At 72.3% G+C, this 14,737-nt stretch carries 14 protein-coding genes; 8 read left to right on the top strand and 6 right to left on the bottom strand.

Going from position 1 to position 14,737, the window contains the following annotated elements; translation table 11 throughout:
- Positions 1 to 20: 20 nt before the first annotated feature.
- Positions 21 to 515 carry a DUF3145 domain-containing protein gene (locus ACWCXB_RS11460; RefSeq protein WP_385415578.1) on the bottom strand — a complete coding sequence of 165 codons (495 nt, stop codon included), beginning with the start codon at positions 513 to 515 and terminating at the stop codon, positions 21 to 23.
- Between the two features lie 247 nt (positions 516 to 762).
- Here ACWCXB_RS11460 and ACWCXB_RS11465 point away from each other — a divergent pair, with 247 nt between their 5' ends.
- Positions 763 to 1,683: an SGNH/GDSL hydrolase family protein gene (locus ACWCXB_RS11465; RefSeq protein ID WP_450721510.1), complete on the top strand. Its 921-nt coding sequence runs from the start codon at positions 763 to 765 to the stop codon at positions 1,681 to 1,683.
- A 106-nt stretch (positions 1,684 to 1,789) separates the two neighbouring features.
- Here the strand turns inward: ACWCXB_RS11465 and ACWCXB_RS11470 are convergent, their stop codons facing one another.
- Positions 1,790 to 4,267, bottom strand: coding sequence for a glycoside hydrolase family 3 protein (locus ACWCXB_RS11470; protein ID WP_450721512.1), 2,478 nt, complete (start codon positions 4,265 to 4,267; stop codon positions 1,790 to 1,792).
- A 151-nt stretch (positions 4,268 to 4,418) separates the two neighbouring features.
- Here ACWCXB_RS11470 and ACWCXB_RS11475 point away from each other — a divergent pair, with 151 nt between their 5' ends.
- From ACWCXB_RS11475 to ACWCXB_RS11485, 3 genes are all read left to right on the top strand, one after another.
- The gene (locus tag ACWCXB_RS11475) at positions 4,419 to 4,985 is read left to right on the top strand and encodes a TetR/AcrR family transcriptional regulator (protein ID WP_450721514.1); all 567 of its coding nucleotides are present in this window, start codon (positions 4,419 to 4,421) and stop codon (positions 4,983 to 4,985) included.
- Between the two features lie 121 nt (positions 4,986 to 5,106).
- Positions 5,107 to 6,339 carry a pyroglutamyl peptidase gene (locus ACWCXB_RS11480; RefSeq protein WP_450721731.1) on the top strand — a complete coding sequence of 411 codons (1,233 nt, stop codon included), beginning with the start codon at positions 5,107 to 5,109 and terminating at the stop codon, positions 6,337 to 6,339.
- Between the two features lie 22 nt (positions 6,340 to 6,361).
- Positions 6,362 to 7,084 (top strand): carbon-nitrogen hydrolase family protein, encoded by a 723-nt coding sequence (locus tag ACWCXB_RS11485; RefSeq protein ID WP_450721516.1) that lies wholly within the window; start codon positions 6,362 to 6,364, stop codon positions 7,082 to 7,084.
- Between the two features lie 26 nt (positions 7,085 to 7,110).
- On the opposite strand, the gene ACWCXB_RS11490 is transcribed toward ACWCXB_RS11485, so the two are convergent.
- The 3 genes from ACWCXB_RS11490 to ACWCXB_RS11500 all read right to left on the bottom strand — a co-directional run bounded on the left by ACWCXB_RS11490 (position 7,111) and on the right by ACWCXB_RS11500 (position 9,641).
- Positions 7,111 to 7,986, bottom strand: a complete 876-nt coding sequence (locus tag ACWCXB_RS11490; protein ID WP_450721518.1) for an EI24 domain-containing protein — start codon at positions 7,984 to 7,986, stop codon at positions 7,111 to 7,113.
- Positions 7,987 to 8,128: 142 nt separating this feature from the next.
- Positions 8,129 to 8,551: an organic hydroperoxide resistance protein gene (locus ACWCXB_RS11495; protein WP_450721520.1), complete on the bottom strand. Its 423-nt coding sequence runs from the start codon at positions 8,549 to 8,551 to the stop codon at positions 8,129 to 8,131.
- 64 nt (positions 8,552 to 8,615) lie between these two features.
- Positions 8,616 to 9,641, bottom strand: a complete 1,026-nt coding sequence (locus ACWCXB_RS11500; RefSeq protein ID WP_450721522.1) for an NADP-dependent oxidoreductase — start codon at positions 9,639 to 9,641, stop codon at positions 8,616 to 8,618.
- Positions 9,642 to 9,732: 91 nt separating this feature from the next.
- Here ACWCXB_RS11500 and ACWCXB_RS11505 point away from each other — a divergent pair, with 91 nt between their 5' ends.
- Positions 9,733 to 10,176, top strand: coding sequence for a MarR family winged helix-turn-helix transcriptional regulator (locus ACWCXB_RS11505; RefSeq protein ID WP_450721524.1), 444 nt, complete (start codon positions 9,733 to 9,735; stop codon positions 10,174 to 10,176).
- A gap of 380 nt (positions 10,177 to 10,556) precedes the next feature.
- Here the strand turns inward: ACWCXB_RS11505 and ACWCXB_RS11510 are convergent, their stop codons facing one another.
- The gene (locus ACWCXB_RS11510) at positions 10,557 to 11,279 is read right to left on the bottom strand and encodes an SCO2400 family protein (RefSeq protein WP_450721526.1); all 723 of its coding nucleotides are present in this window, start codon (positions 11,277 to 11,279) and stop codon (positions 10,557 to 10,559) included.
- Positions 11,280 to 11,419: 140 nt separating this feature from the next.
- On the opposite strand from ACWCXB_RS11510, the gene ACWCXB_RS11515 reads away from it, so the two are divergent.
- The 3 genes from ACWCXB_RS11515 (at position 11,420) to ACWCXB_RS11525 (ending at position 14,715) form a co-directional block, all read left to right on the top strand.
- Positions 11,420 to 11,968 carry a hypothetical protein gene (locus ACWCXB_RS11515; RefSeq protein ID WP_450721528.1) on the top strand — a complete coding sequence of 183 codons (549 nt, stop codon included), beginning with the start codon at positions 11,420 to 11,422 and terminating at the stop codon, positions 11,966 to 11,968.
- A gap of 106 nt (positions 11,969 to 12,074) precedes the next feature.
- A complete protein-coding gene (locus tag ACWCXB_RS11520; RefSeq protein ID WP_450721530.1) occupies positions 12,075 to 13,112 on the top strand; it encodes a rod shape-determining protein in 1,038 nt (345 codons plus the stop codon).
- Positions 13,113 to 13,188: 76 nt separating this feature from the next.
- On the top strand, positions 13,189 to 14,715 hold the full coding sequence (locus tag ACWCXB_RS11525) for a GAF domain-containing sensor histidine kinase (protein ID WP_450721532.1): 1,527 nt from the start codon (positions 13,189 to 13,191) through the stop codon (positions 14,713 to 14,715).
- Positions 14,716 to 14,737: the final 22 nt, after the last annotated feature.

The following is a 14,737-nucleotide window of genomic DNA, read 5'->3' on the forward strand; positions in this document are numbered from 1 at the left end:
TCGGGAGGGTGGATCCCGGGTCAGACCACCTGGTGGAGCCAGCGGACCGGCGCGCCCTCGCCCGCGTAGCGGAAGGGCTCCAGTTCGTCGTCCCAGGGCTTGCCGAGGAGGCGGGAGATCTCCGCCTCGAGGTCCGTCTCGCCCTGCGCCGAGCGGGCGAGCGCGGCGCGGAGGCGGTCCTCGGGGATGAGGATGTCGCCGTGGATGCCGGTGACGGCGTGGAAGATGCCGAGCTCGGGGGTGGCGCTGTAGCGCTCGCCCTCGGCGGTGGGGCAGGGTTCCGCGGTGACCTCGAAACGGAGCATCTGCCAGCCGCGCAACGCGGAGGCGAGCTTGGAAGCCGTTCCGGGTTCGCCCTGCCAGGAGAACTCGGCTCTCCAGGTGCCCGGCGACGCCGGCTGGCGGATCCAGTCGAGCTGGACCCGCACGCCGAGTACACCCGCGACCGCCCATTCGACGTGCGGGCACAGCGCGCGGGGTGCGGAGTGGACGTACAGAACGCCGCGTGTCGTCACCGGGACCTCCAGTGTGGGACGAGGTTCGCCTTTCCCAGCGGCCTCAGTAAACAGCATCAGGAGTGAAACTCCGCAAAACGGACAGCATGTGACGTGATGTAATTTACCGGAGCCGGGGGGCCAGGTGCCTCTGGTTCGACGGGGGAAAAGCTACCGTGCGGCGGGGGCCGAGGTGTGTCGTACCGTGCGGCCAGGGGCCCGTACGCACGAAGGTTTCACCCGCGAGGACGCCAACGGGGAGGGCAGGATGCGTGAATTCCGGCGGAGCGGGCGAACGATTCTTCGACCGCCCACCGCCGTCGCCGCATTGACGGCGGCGGCGCTCGTCGGGTTCGTGGCGCTGACGGGGTGCACCTCCGGCACGCCCACCACGCAGAGTCACCCGCAGCAGCGGCCGCGCCCCTCCCCCACGCCCGTCTGGGACCGCAGCCCGTCGTCGGTCGCCGCCGTCGGCGACTCCATCAGCCGTGGCTTCGACGCCTGTGACGTACTCGCCGACTGTCCGGAGGTGTCGTGGGCGACCGGCACCGACACACAGGTGCGCAGCCTCGCGCAGCGGCTCCTCGGGCCGGCCGCGGCGGCCGGGCGCAGCTGGAACCATGCGAGGACCGGGGCCCGCATGGCGGATCTGCCCGGACAGATGGCGGAGGCGGCGGCCCGCAAACCCGCTCTGGTCGCGGTGATGGTGGGCGCCAACGACGCCTGCCGGGACTCACCCGATCTCATGACGCCGGTCGCGGACTTCACGGAGTCGTTCACGGCGGCGATGAGCACCCTGCGACGCACGGCCCCCACTGCCCAGGTGTACGTGTCGAGCGTGCCGGACCTGAAGCGGCTGTGGTCGACGGGCCGCGGCAATCCGCTCGGCAAGCAGGTGTGGAAGCTGGGCATCTGCGCCTCGATGCTGGGCGACGCGGACGACATGGGCGAGAGCGCACGGCTGCGGCGGGCTCAGGTGTACGACCGGGTGGTCGCCTACAACGAGGCGCTGAAGAACGTCTGCGCGAAGGATGAGCGCTGCCGGTACGACGGCGGGGATGTCTTCGACTTCCGCTTCACGGGTGAGCAGTTGAGCCCCTGGGACTGGTTCCATCCGAGCAAGGACGGCCAGGGCAGACTCGCGGAGATCGCGTACCGGAACGTGACGGCCGCGAAGCCGCCCGCCTGACGGGTCGCCTGACGGGTCGCCTGACGGGTCACGCCGATACGCCGATACGCCGGGCGGCGGGCCCCGGGGCGGTTGTCAGGTGCCGCCCCGGGGCCGTCAATGCGCCTCAGACCTCCAGAGTGGCGGCCAGACGGCGGTCGTCGAGGGAGTGGGACGCCTGTACCTCGTACGAGCCGGAGACGAACGTCCAGGATCCGCCTTCTTCGTCCCAGATCTCGAAGGCGCGCCGGGGCAGCGGGATCTCGACGTCCACACTCTCGCCGGGGGCGGCTGCCGCGGTCGCGAAACCGGCCAGCCAGCGCCGCGGGCGCCGTTCGCCGTCCTCGGCGGGGGCGGGGGCGAGATAGATCTGGACGGTCTCGCGGCCGGGGCGTGGGCCGCTGTTGCGGACGCGGACCTTGGCGGTGGTCGGGGTCGCCTCCAGGGACTCGTACTCCCAGGTCGTATAGCCGAGGCCGTGTCCGAAGGCGTACGCGGGCGTCGAGCCCGCCTTCTCCCAGGCGCGGTAGCCGATGAACACGCCTTCCTCGTAGGGAAGTCGGCCGTCGGTCGGGACGACGTCGGCGACCGGGGCGTCTGCGAGGGTGGCCGGCCAGGTGGTGGGAAGCCGGCCGCCGGGCTCCTCCGCGCCGAGGAGTACGTCGGCGAGGGCGGCGCCGCCCTCCTGGCCGGGGAACCAGGTGAGCAGGACGGCGGCGACGTCGTCACGCCAGGGCAGCTCGACCGGGGAGCCCGCGTTGACCACCGCCACCGTGTTCGGCTGGGCCGCGGCGACGGCGCGGACGAGGTCGTCCTGGCGGCCGGGGAGCCTCAGGTCGGTGCGGTCGAAGCCCTCGGACTCGACGCGCTCGGTGGTCGCGACGACCACGACGGCGATGTCCGCGGCCCGCGCGGCCTCCACGGCCTCGGCGATCAGCTCGTCGGCGTCGCGCTGCGGCCCGAGGTGGAGGAGGGAGAACATGACGGCGGGCAGCGGCGCGGCGGCGACATCGCCGACCGTGTGGCGCAGGGAGACCTCGACGGGCTCACCCGCCGTGAGGGCGATCCGTCCGCGCTCGGTCGGGGCGCCGAAGAACGCCTCGAACGGGTCGGACTCGCTGCCCAGTTCCTGCACGCCGTCCCAGAGCACGTCACCTCCGACGCCGAGTGCGAAGCCGCCGAGGCCACGGGTGCCGAAGGAGTGCTCGCCGCTCTCGCGCGGGGTGAAGGTGCCGGTGATCTCGACGGAGTGCAGGGTCTCGTAGCTGACGCCGACGGGGAGGTCGTCGCCCATCCACTGCACCTGGCCGCCCGGCAGCGAGCCCTCGCCGATGACCGCTCCCGTGGCGTCGCGGCAGACGGCGCGCAGCGCGAAGCCCTGGTCCGCGGGGGTGAGTTCATCGCTCGGGTCGGCGCCGACGGCGTACGTCAGGGTGCCTTCGGGCAGCGCGGCGATGAGGCCGTCGAGCGGCGGGACGACCCGCTCGGGGAAGACGGTGGCGGAGCCGCCGCCGAGGACGCGGGCGTCGCGGGCGGCGGCGCCGATGAGGGCGACCTTGCGGACGCGGGCCGGATCGATGGGCAGGGCGCCGCCCTCGTTGCGTACGAGCACGAAGGCGCGGTGGGCGATCTCGCGGGCGAGGGCGTGTCCGTCGACCGGGGCCGGGAGTTCGGCTTCGGTGACGGCCGGTTCGACGCCTTCGAGGGCGCCGACGCGGGCGGCCAGCCGCAGCACGTTCCGCACGGCACCGTCGACGACGGACTCCTCCACCTCACCGCCGCGGACGGCCGCGGCGAGCGCTTCGCCGTAGACGGTCCGCGGGCCCGGCATGGCGACGTCGAGGCCGCCGACGATGGTTCCGACGGTGGACCGGGCGGCCATCCAGTCCGAGACGATGAAGCCGTCGAAGCCCCATTCGCCGCGCAGGACCTCGTTCTGCAGGTACCTGTGCTCGGTCATCGTGGAGCCGTTGACCTGGTTGTAGGCGGCCATGATGCCCCAGGGGTGGGCATTCTTGACGATGGCTTCGAAGGGGGCGAGGTAGAGCTCGCGCAGCGGGCGGGGCGCGATGACGTTGTCGACGGTGAAGCGGTCGGTCTCCGCGTCGTTGCCCACGAAGTGCTTGACGGTCGTGCCGACTCCGCCTTCCTGGACACCCACGACATAGCCGGTGCCGATCCCGCCGGTCAGACAGGGGTCTTCGCTGTAGCACTCGAAGTGGCGGCCGCCGAGCGGCGAGCGGTGCAGATTGACGGTGGGCGCGAGGAGGACGTGGACGCCCTTGCGGCGGGCTTCCTGGGCGAGGAGCCGGCCGGCGCGGCGGGCCAGGGCCGGGTCCCAGGTGGCGGCGAGCGCGGTCGGGGACGGGAGGGCGACGGACGGGTCGTCGGCGGTCCAGCGCACCCCACGGACGCCGATCGGGCCGTCCGACATGACGACGGACTTCAGGCCGATCTCCGGGAGGGCGGGGAGCGACCACATGTCCTGACCGGCCAGCAGTCTGGTCTTGGCGTCGAGATCGAGCTTCCCGAGGGCGGTCTCGATCGCGTCGGCCTGCACGTCGTGGGAGTCGCGGTCGGATGCGGGGACAGGGGCGTCTGCCACGGCCGTACCTCTCGTTGAACGTCGTGTGGGTGCTGCCCATACTGAAACCCATAGACCTGTAGGTCGGTAGGCTTCGTTACGCCTCCGTAATTTTATGATGGCGTACGGTCCTGCTGGCAAGCACTCGAAAGAAGGAACGGGGCGACATCCGATGGCCAGGGCCAGGAGCGAGGAGAGACGCGCGGAAATCCTGCGCGCCGCCCTCGAGGTGATCGCCGAGCGCGGCTACCGGGGTGCGTCGCTGGGCGCTGTGGCGGAGCGCGTCGGCCTCACCCAGCAGGGGCTCCTGCACTACTTCCCCACCAAGGAGGCGCTCCTCGTCGCCGTCCTGGAGGAGCGCGACCAGTGGGACACGGGCGGCTACCGCCGCTCCCCCGAAGGCTGGCGCATGGAACTGCTCGCCTCGCTGGTCGAGTACAACGCGATGCGCCCGGCCATCGTGCAGACCTTCTCCGCACTGCTCGGCGAGAGCGTCACCGAGGACCATCCGGCCGGCGAGTTCTTCACCCGCCGCTACGAGCAGGTGCGTACGGAGATGGCGGCCGTCCTCCGCGCCGAGTACGGCGACCGCCTGCCGGGCGGACTCACCCCGGAGCGGGTGGCTCCGCTGCTGACCGCGGTCATGGACGGACTGCAGTACCAGTGGCTGCTGGCCCCGGAGTCGGTGGACATGCCGGCGGCGTTCCGTGACTTCCTGAAACTGCTGGAGCCACGCTAGTCCCTCTGTTCACAACCCAACTCCTTCCCGATACTGGCGACTTCGGATTGGTCGTCTGGGGAAGGGATGCGGCGTGCGGCGGACACTGGGAGTGCTGGTCGTCTCGGCGGTGGCCTGCACGATGCTCGGTACGGCGCCGGCGGGCGCAGCGGACGTGCCGGGTGTCGCCACCGTGGAGGAGCAGCGGCTGGACGGGGCCGCACCGCAGGAGATCCTGCGGCGCAGTGGATTCGACGCGGTGGCACCGCAGTTCGCGAAGGCGCTGGGGGCCGCGGACTCGTACGCCGCGGCCAGGCGCGCCGTCGACCGGCACGGCGCCGGACTGTGGCGGCGGGCCGTCGACCGGGCGCAGGGCAAGGGCGCCGTGCGGGGCGATCTGAGCCGCGACGACGACCGGCCGCTGTACTGGGCACGGCTCGGCATGACCCGGGAACTGCGGCAGTGGCAGCCCGGGTTCGGGCTGTCCGAAGCCGCGCGGGCCGGGCTGCTCGACCGGCTGGAGCAGACCTCGCGAGGCCAGGATTCGCTCCGCTTCCCCCACGGCACGGGCCCCGACGACAGGGGCCCCGGCGGTAAGGGCTTCAAGCGGATCGTGCTGACCGGCTTCGACCCCTTCACGCTGGACCGCGACATCCGCATCAGCAATCCGAGCGGGGCGACCGCCCTCGCCCTGGACGGGACCTGGATCCGTACGGCGGACGGGGGCCGGGCCCGGATCGAGACGGTCGTCTTCCCCGTCCGCTGGGCCGACTTCGCGGCGGGCACGGTGGAGCGGACCCTGCGCCACCGGCTGCCCGAGGCCGATCTGCTCACCACCGTCAGCCAGGGGCGCGTCGGCAGGTTCGACATCGAGCGCACCAACGGCGCCTGGCGCGGCGGCTTCCCTGACAACGAGAATCTGTCGCGGACCGAGACCGTGCCCGTGACCGACCCGGCCTCGCAGCCGCAGTGGACGTCGACGACGCTCCCGTACGCGGCGATCGTCGCCGCGAGCACGGGCCGCTTCCCGGTGTACGACAACACGTCGGTCACCGAGATACCGGCGGGCGGCACCGACCCGGTGGTCCGCCCCGAAGGCCCGACGCCCGGCTCGACGGCTCGCGCCGGAGGCGGCGGCAACTACCTCTCCAACGAGATCGCCTACCGGGCCACCCTGCTCCGCGACCGCCTCGGACTGCACGACACGCTGCCGGCCGGCCATGTCCACACCCCGGTCCTGCAGTTCGGCACGGGCAACACCGACCCGGCGACGGGCACGGTGACCGATCCCGTCTTCGTGCGGAACCGGCTGGACATCATCGCCCGGGTGCGGGCGATCGTGGCGGTGGCGGTGGTGGCGGCAGCGAACAGCTGACGACTTCGGCCATGATGAACGCATGATCGTCGCAGCTGCTCAGTTCGTCCCGGTGCCAGGTGACATACCGGCCAACGTCCGCTCCATGGAAGGCCTGCTCCATGCGGCGGCCGCTCGCGGTGCCCGGCTGGTCGTCTTCGCCGAACTGGCGACCACCGGGTACGAACTGGGCCTGCTCGCCGCGGACCCCGGCCTGTGGACGGCGCCCGATGACCCCCGGCTGGCGGGGCTGCGGGAGGCCTGCCGCGCCACCTCCACGGCCGCCGTGGTCAACTGCGCGGCGCGGACGGACGGCGGCCGGCCCGCCATCGCGTCACTCGTCCTCGGCCCGGACGGCGAGCTGCTCACCCGCTACGACAAGCAGTTTCTGCACGGCGCGGAGAACGACACCTTCGCGCCCGGCTCCGCGGACGGCCGCTTCACCCTGGACGGGATCCGGTTCGCGCTCGCCGTCTGCTACGATAATCGCTTCCCCGAGGTCGCCGAGCGCGCCGGTGCCGACGGCTGCCAGGCGTACGTGGCGAGTTCGGCACTCGCCGTGGGCAACGACTCCTTCGAGACGGTCTACCCGGCCCGTGCACGGGACAACGGGCTGTGCGTGCTGCTCGGCAACCTCGTGGGGCCCAGCACGGAGGCCGGTGAGTGCGCAGGGGGCAGTGCCGTCTGGGGCCCTGACGGCACGCTGCTCGCCACGGCGGGCACCGACGTGCCCGGGCTCGCAGTCGTGGAGCTGCCGCTCGCGTGACGTCGACGTCGGGCGAGCGGCAGCTCCTAGGACCGGGCCTCGTTCTTGCTGAAGCCGTACGGCGACGAAGGCGACGAAGGCGACGACGGCATCGACGGGTTCCGGCTCGGGCCGGGGTTCGGGGCCGCCGGGTCCGGCGCCCGGTGCGCGGGCCCCGGCTCGGGCCGGGGCGCCGTCAGGTCCCGTACCAGCAGCGTCGCACCCGCGACCGCGCCCGGCATCAGGAAGACGGCGACGAGCGGGACGACGAAGGCGAGCGTGAGCGGGACGCCGAAACCGAGGACGAGCATGCGACGGGCGCGCAGCAGCGCGAGGCGCTCCTTCAGCTCGACGCCGCGCCGCTGCAGCGCCACCGCGGTGAGCTCGTGGGCGAGGAAGAAGCCGGAGACGCAGAAGCCGATCACGGGGATCACGGTCTGCCCGACGACCGGGACGAAGCCGAGCGCGAAGAGCAGTACGCCGTACAGCGCGACCCTCAGCAGCACCCGGACGCTGTCCCGGGCCGAGATCCACAGCTCCCGCCAGAGCGGCAGCCCGGACTCGGGGACATCGCCGCCCTCGGTGCGGTCGACCTGCTCGGAGAGCGACTCGTAGAACGGCTGCCCGACCAGCAGGGTCACGGCGGTGAAGGTGATCACTGCGAGGAACAGGCCGAAGGCGAAGACCAGTCCGGTGAGGAAGCCCCGGAACAGCCCGAGCCACGGCGACGACCAGCCGTCGGCGAACGACGTCCCCCAGCCCACCAGGTCGTCGGCGCCGTAGCCGAGCCCGATGAGCGCGCCGACGTACAGCACCAGGGTGATCAGCCCGGGCAGCAGCCCGAAACCGAACCACCGGCCGTGCCGGCCGACCCATCGCTGGCCCTTCATCAGATAGCCGAAGCCCACCCGGAGATCACGCATGCCGTACACCCTATCGGGGGGCCGGAAGGCGCCGGTCAGGGACCGTGGGGTGCGCCGGTCAGGGACCGTAGGGGGCCGGTCAGGGACCGTAAGGGAGGGCCGCACCCCGGTCGGTCGGGGTGCGGCCCTCCCCTCGAACGGGTCAGACAGCCAGCTCGACCGTGATGTTGCCGCGGGTGGCCTTGGAGTACGGGCACACCTGGTGGGCCTTCTCGAGCAGGTCCTTCGCGGTGGCGGCGTCCACGTTCGGGATCACCGCGGAGATCTTGACGATGAGACCGAAGCCGTCGTCGTTCTTGCCGATGCCCACCTCGGCGGTGACCGTCGAACCGGAGATGTCGGCCTTCTCCTGGCGGGCGACCACACCGAGCGCACCCTGGAAGCAGGCGCTGTAACCGGCGGCGAAGAGCTGCTCCGGGTTCGTACCGGCGCCGGAACCGCCCATCTCCTTCGGCGGGTTGACGACGACGTCGAGCTTGCCGTCGTCGGTGGCGACACGGCCGTCACGGCCGTTCTCCGCGGTGGCGACAGCGGTGTACAGGACGTCGGACTGCTGGATCGACATGAAAGATGTTTCCTTCTGTGGTTCGCCGCGGCTCGCGCCCACGACCGCGACGGCTGAGGTGAGCCTACCGGGTGAGCGAAACGATCATCTTTCCCGTGTTCTCGCCGCGGAGCAGACCCAGGAAGGCGTCGAAGCCGTGCTCGATGCCCTCGACGACGGTCTCGTTGTACTTGAGCTCGCCGGAGCGCAGCCAGCCCGCGACCTCCTGGACGAACTGCGGCTGGAGCGCCGCGTGGTCGTTGACGAGCATGCCCTGCAGGCGCAGGCGCTTGCCGATGACCAGGGCGAGATTGCGCGGTGCGGGGGTGGGCTCGGTCGCGTTGTACTGGGCGATCATTCCGCAGATGGTGGCGCGGCCGTGAGCGTTGAGCGAGGAGATCGCGGCCTCCAGGTGCTCGCCGCCGACGTTGTCGAAGTAGACGTCGATGCCGTCGGGGGCGGCCGCACTGAGCTGCTCGGCCACGGGGCCGTTCTTGTAGTTGAACGCGGCGTCGAAGCCGTACTCCTCGACGAGGAGCTTGACCTTCTCGTCGGAGCCGGCCGAGCCGATGACGCGGGAGGCACCCCTCAGCTTCGCCATCTGGCCCACCTGGCTGCCGACGGCACCGGCGGCGCCGGAGACGAAGACCGCGTCGCCCTCCTTGAAGGAGGCGACCTCGAAGAGGCCCGCGTACGCCGTGAGGCCGGTCATGCCGAGCACGCCGAGGTACGCGGAGAGGGGGGCAAGGGAGGCGTCGACCTTGGTGGCGTGCTGGGCGGGCACGTCCGCGTACTCGCGCCAGCCGAGGCCGTGCAGGACGTGGTCGCCGACCGCGAAGCCCTCCGCGTTCGAGGCGATGACCTCGCCGACCGCGCCGCCCTCCATGGGCTTGTCCAGCTGGAACGGCGGAACGTACGACTTCACGTCGTTCATCCGGCCGCGCATGTACGGGTCGACCGAGAAGTGCAGGTTGCGGACGAGGATCCGGCCGTCGCCGGGCTCGGTCACCGGCGCCTCGCGCAGGGCGACGTCCTCCGGCTTGGGCCAGCCCTGCGGGCGAGCGACGAGGTGCCATTCACGGCCGGAGGAGGGAAGTACGGACGCGGACATGGTGCTGTGCCTCCTAGAAAAGCTTCAGGTACTGAAACAACCATGCGCCTCAATATTTCAGGTTGTCAAGTATCACGGTATGCTGCGGGGCATGTCCACCACACCTCGTCCCGACACCGACCCGTTGACCCTCGAGGTCGTCGATCTCATCGGCACCGTCGTGGCCCGCTACTACGACGAGTACGAGGAGGCCGCGAGCCGCCACGCCCTCACCGGCGCCCAGGCGCGGGTGCTGGGGCTGCTGTCGCTGGAGGCCACGCCCATGCGTCGGATCGCGCAGAAGCTGAAGTGCGAGCCGTCGAACGTGACGGGGATAGTCGACCGGCTCGAGGCACGCGGCCTCGTCGAGCGCCGCTCGGACCCGGCCGACCGCCGCGTCAAGATCGCCGCGGCGACGGCCGAGGGCCGGGAGACGGCGCGCCGGCTGCGGGAATCCTTGGGCTTCGCGCGCGAGCCGCTGGCGGAACTGTCGGCGGAGGAGCGAACGGTGCTGCGGGACCTGCTGAAGCGGATGCTGGGGGAACGGGTCGCGTAGGGCCTCGGCGAGGTGGCGGCTGTGGGCGGGCGCCTGCGGTGCGGGGCTCCGCCCCCGGCCCCGTTCGGGACTCCGTCCCGAACCTCTCCCCTACGCCTTGGCGAGCGTGGAGACGTTGGGCTCCCCTGGAGCCCGTTCGGCGTGCGAGGGCGAACACCCGGGCCCGCCCGGCGGTGCCGGACACAATCTCAGCCCGTGCGGTGCTTGAGGACGGACATCCCGGGCCGGCCGGCGGTACGGGACGCATTTCGAGCCCGTCCGGCGTTCGAGGACGGACACCCCGGCCCGCCCGCCGGTACGGGGTGCATTTCAAGCCCGTCCGACGCTTGAGGGCGGACACTTCGGCCCGCCCGCCGGTACCGGGTACGCGCGGGTGGTCCTCACGCGCAGAAGAACAGGAACCACGTGCACGTCTCGGTCGGGGACGGCGTGGGGGTCGGTGCAAGGGGCGGCGGGGGCGCCGAGGACGACTGAGACGGGTCCCCGGGGGCGCCCGTGCCCGACGGCGAAACGTCACTGCTCGGAGTCGGCCCCGTCGGGGCCGAGGACGCAGACGGCGCGGCCTGCGAGGACGACGCCACCGTGGGCCGCCCACTCCCGCGCCCCGCACCGTCCGTGCCCGGCCGGGCCGCGGCCGAGGACGTGGTGGGGGGCTCGCTCACCTCGCTGGGCCCGCTCGCCGGCTCGTCGCTGCTGGTCGGGTCGGGTATGTCGTCGACCTCGACGGACTCCTGCTCGCGGACCTCCACGGACGCGCCGTCGTCCCACACCGACTCCCGCGCGAGCTCCGTCAGACTCAGCGCACCCGCCGCCAGCGCCAGACCGACCGTCCCGATCAGCACCTTGCGCCCGCGCTTGCGGCGTCTGCGCGCACCGGAGGCCCGGCGGCGGGCAGCACGCCGGCCCTGTGCGGGCGCGCGGCGGCGCCCGGCCGGCGGCCGGTCCTCGTCGTACGCGCCGTCGTACGCACCGCCGAGCTCGATGACGACGTCATCCGCGGGCGCGGCGGGGTTGTGATGCCTGAGCTCCTCCGCAGGGGTACCGCATCCGGCACACGCCAGAGCCCCGTTGAGGTGCCGACGGCACTGGTGGCAGTAGTCCATGGCGCCCGCAGCGTACGCAGGCTCTGGACAACAGAGGTAGCCGCGTCTGTGAGGATCTTGTGTGGAATCGAGGATTCCATGGCGGGGCGCCTGGCGCCGGCCCGTCTGCACGGGTCCCGACGGCGGGCAGGATGGGACGCATGAACAGCTTCGGGCCGCTCGATTTCCAGCTCGTCCTGCTCCGCCGGATGGCCGACCACCAGCCGGACCTCGTCGAGGATGCCCGCCACCGACTCGGCGCGTCGATCGCCGACATGAGGGAGGCGAACCGCCGCTGGCAGGCGATGGTCCGCTCCCCGCGCGCCCGGGGCTCCCTCGCCCGCTACCGGTCCGTGCTCGGCGAACCCGAGTCCACGGCCCGCCGCCGCATCGGCGACCTGGAGTGCGACGCGCTCCTGTGGCCCGTACCGCTCTGGCCGGACCTCCGCTTCGAGGTGCTGTCGGCGCCGGGCGGGGCGGTGTGGAACGAATGGCTGGTCCGGGCGCCGGAGGCGGCGGGTCCCGAGCTGCGCACGGAGGACGATCTGCGCCCCTGGTCCTGCACGGTCGACGAGGTGGCCAGGGCCTTCGCCCCCGTACGCCCCATGGAGGGTACGGCCCCGACCCGCTGGCGGCTGGCCTTCACGCTGCCCGGCGGAAAGCCGTGCATCGCGGAGTTCACGTGGGGGCTGTTGCAGCGGCTGATGTGACGTCACATACGTGCCCCTCCCCCGCCCCCGACCGGCCCAGCCCAGCGCGCGCCGGGCCGCGGGCGATCGCACCATGCGAAGAGAACCGCTCCCGGGAGGACCTGCCATGACCGTCAGTCTTGAGCAGTTGCGCCGTTGCCATGTCGCCGTCGACCTGGGCGCCGCGAGGACCCGCGTCTTCGTCAAGGGCCTCGGGCTCGTCGTCGACCAGCCGAGCGTGGCCGCCGTCAACACCCGCAACGGAGCGCTCATCGCCGTGGGCGAGTTCGCGGAGAAGATGACCGGGCGGACGCCCGACTACATCCGCGTCATGCGCCCCGTCTCCGGCGGCACCGTCGTCGACATCGAGATGGCCCAGCGCATGCTGCGCCACCTGCTCGGCGAGAAGCTCCGCCGCCAGCTGCGCCGCAAGCCCCGGCTGCGTGCCGCAGCCTGCACCCCGCACGAGGCCGATCCGCTGGCGCAGCGCGCCACCGTGGAGACGCTCGTCGGGCTCGGCGCCCGGCGCGTCGAGCTCGTCGACACGCTGATCGCGGCGGCCGTCGGCTGCGGGCTGCCGGTGGAGCAGCCGACCGCCACCATGATCATGGCGTGCGGGGCCGCCACCACCCAGGTCGCCGTCCTCTCGCTCGGCTCGATCGTCACCGCCGTACGGATCCCGATCGGCGGTGACGCCGTCGACCACGCCGTGATCCAGCACCTGCGCCACCAGCACGAGCTGATGCTGCCCAGCCAGTCCGTACGCCCCCTCCAGCTCGCCCTCAGCGGCAACGGCCTCACCCTCGGCGGGCCTGCCGTCACCGAGATCCACGGCCGCGACGTCGCCACCGGGCTCGCCCGTTCGGTGAAGGTCGACACCGCCGCCGTACGCGACGCCATCCACACGCCGCTCACCGCCGTGCTCGACGGCATCGGGAAGATCCTGCGCGAGTGCCCGCCCGACCTGGTCGCCGACCTCGCCGACCGCGGGATCATGATGGTCGGCGGCAGCGCACTGCTGCCCGGACTCGACCAGATGCTGCGCGACGCGACCGGAATGCCGGTGCACATCGCCGAACGGCCCGACGTGTGCGCGGTGCTGGGGCTCGGCGAGATGCTGGAGGGCCGTATCAACGCGATGATCCTCGATCCGCTCACCGCCTGACGCCAGGATGCCTCCGGGTCGGAGCGAGGGCGGCGGAGCCGGCAGGGCGTCAGGGCGGGCTCCGGCGAAGCTGCCCATGCTGCTGGAAGCGGTGCTGAGCGTCGGCACCGACCTCGAACTGCGCGCCACCCTCCAGCACATCGTGGACTGGGCGGCCAAGCTGATCGGCGCCCGGTACGGGGCGCTCGGCGTCGTCGACCCCGAGCGCGGCCGGATCACCGAACTGTTCACCACCGGGCTGACCGACGACGAGCGGGAGCGCATCGGCCCCCTCCCGGACGGGCACAGCGGACTCATCGGCGCGCTGATCGAGGATCCACGGCCGCTGCGGATCGACGACCTGACGGCCGATCCGCGCTCGTGCGGTGTGCCGGAGGGCCACCCCGAGATGCACTCGTTCCTCGGCGTACCGATCCGGGTGCACACGGAGGTGTTCGGCAACCTCTACCTCACCGAGAAACGCTCCGGAACCTTCACGGACGACGACCTGGCGCTGCTGCGCGTCCTCGGCTCCCAGGCCGGCATCGCCATCGGCAACGCGCGGCTTTACGAGGCGGCGCGTCAGCGCGAGCGCTGGATCGAGGGCGCGGCCGCGGTGACGACGGCGCTGCTCACCGGGGAGACCGCCGCCGACGCCATGATGACCGTGGCCGAGCAGGCGCGGAAGCTCGCGGACGCCTCCGCCGGGGTGATCCTCCAGCCCACGGAGGACGGCGGGATGGAGATCGTCGCGGCCTCCACGCTGGACGACCCCGGCGACCTGATCGGGACGACGATCGAGCCGGGGTCGGACGTGCTCGTCCAACTCCTCGGCGGCGAGCCGGTGTTCATCGAGGACTCCGCGACCGATCCCCGTATGACGACGCATGTACGGCACCGCTTCGGGCCCTCGATGATGCTGCCGCTGCAGAGCGGCGGGAAGCTCATCGGCACGCTGGCCCTGCCGAGACGGCGCGGCGGCCGGCCGTACACGGCCGTGGACCGGCTGCTGGCCTCGCAGTTCGCCTCCCAGGCGGCGCTGGCGCTGGTCCTCGCGGACGCGCAGCACAACCGGGAGCAGCTCGCCGTGTACGAGGACCGCGACCGGATCGCCCGCGATCTGCACGACCTCGTCGTCCAGCGGCTCTTCGCCACGGAGATGATGCTGGAGTCGACCAGGCGGCGGGCGGTGGGGGCCGGGTCCGGGGAGGACGAGCTGCTCGGGCGGGCCGTGGACGAGCTGGACTCCACCATCCAGGAGGTCCGCACCGCGATCTTCGCGCTGCAGCAGCCGCCGGCGGAGGCACCGACGTCGTTCCGGGGGCGGGTGCTGAGGGAGACGGGCGGGGCGGCGGTACTGCTCGGCTTCCAGCCCTCCGTGCACTTCACGGGGGCGGTGGACGCGCTGGTGCAGGAGCCGCAGGCCGATCGGCTGCTGGCGGCCCTGCGGGGCGCGCTCGCGGCGGCGCACCGGCGTGCCGGGGTGACGGCGATCGACGTGGAGGTCGACGCGACGGTGAGGCTTCCGGGCGGGGGGTCGGGGGTGCGGCTGACGGTGACGGACGACGGGGTGCGGGAGGACGGCGGGTCGGGCACGACGACGACGACGTGGACCGGGGGCTGACGGCCCCGGGCCCCCACGACTG

The organism is Streptomyces sp. NPDC001514, from assembly GCF_053597075.1.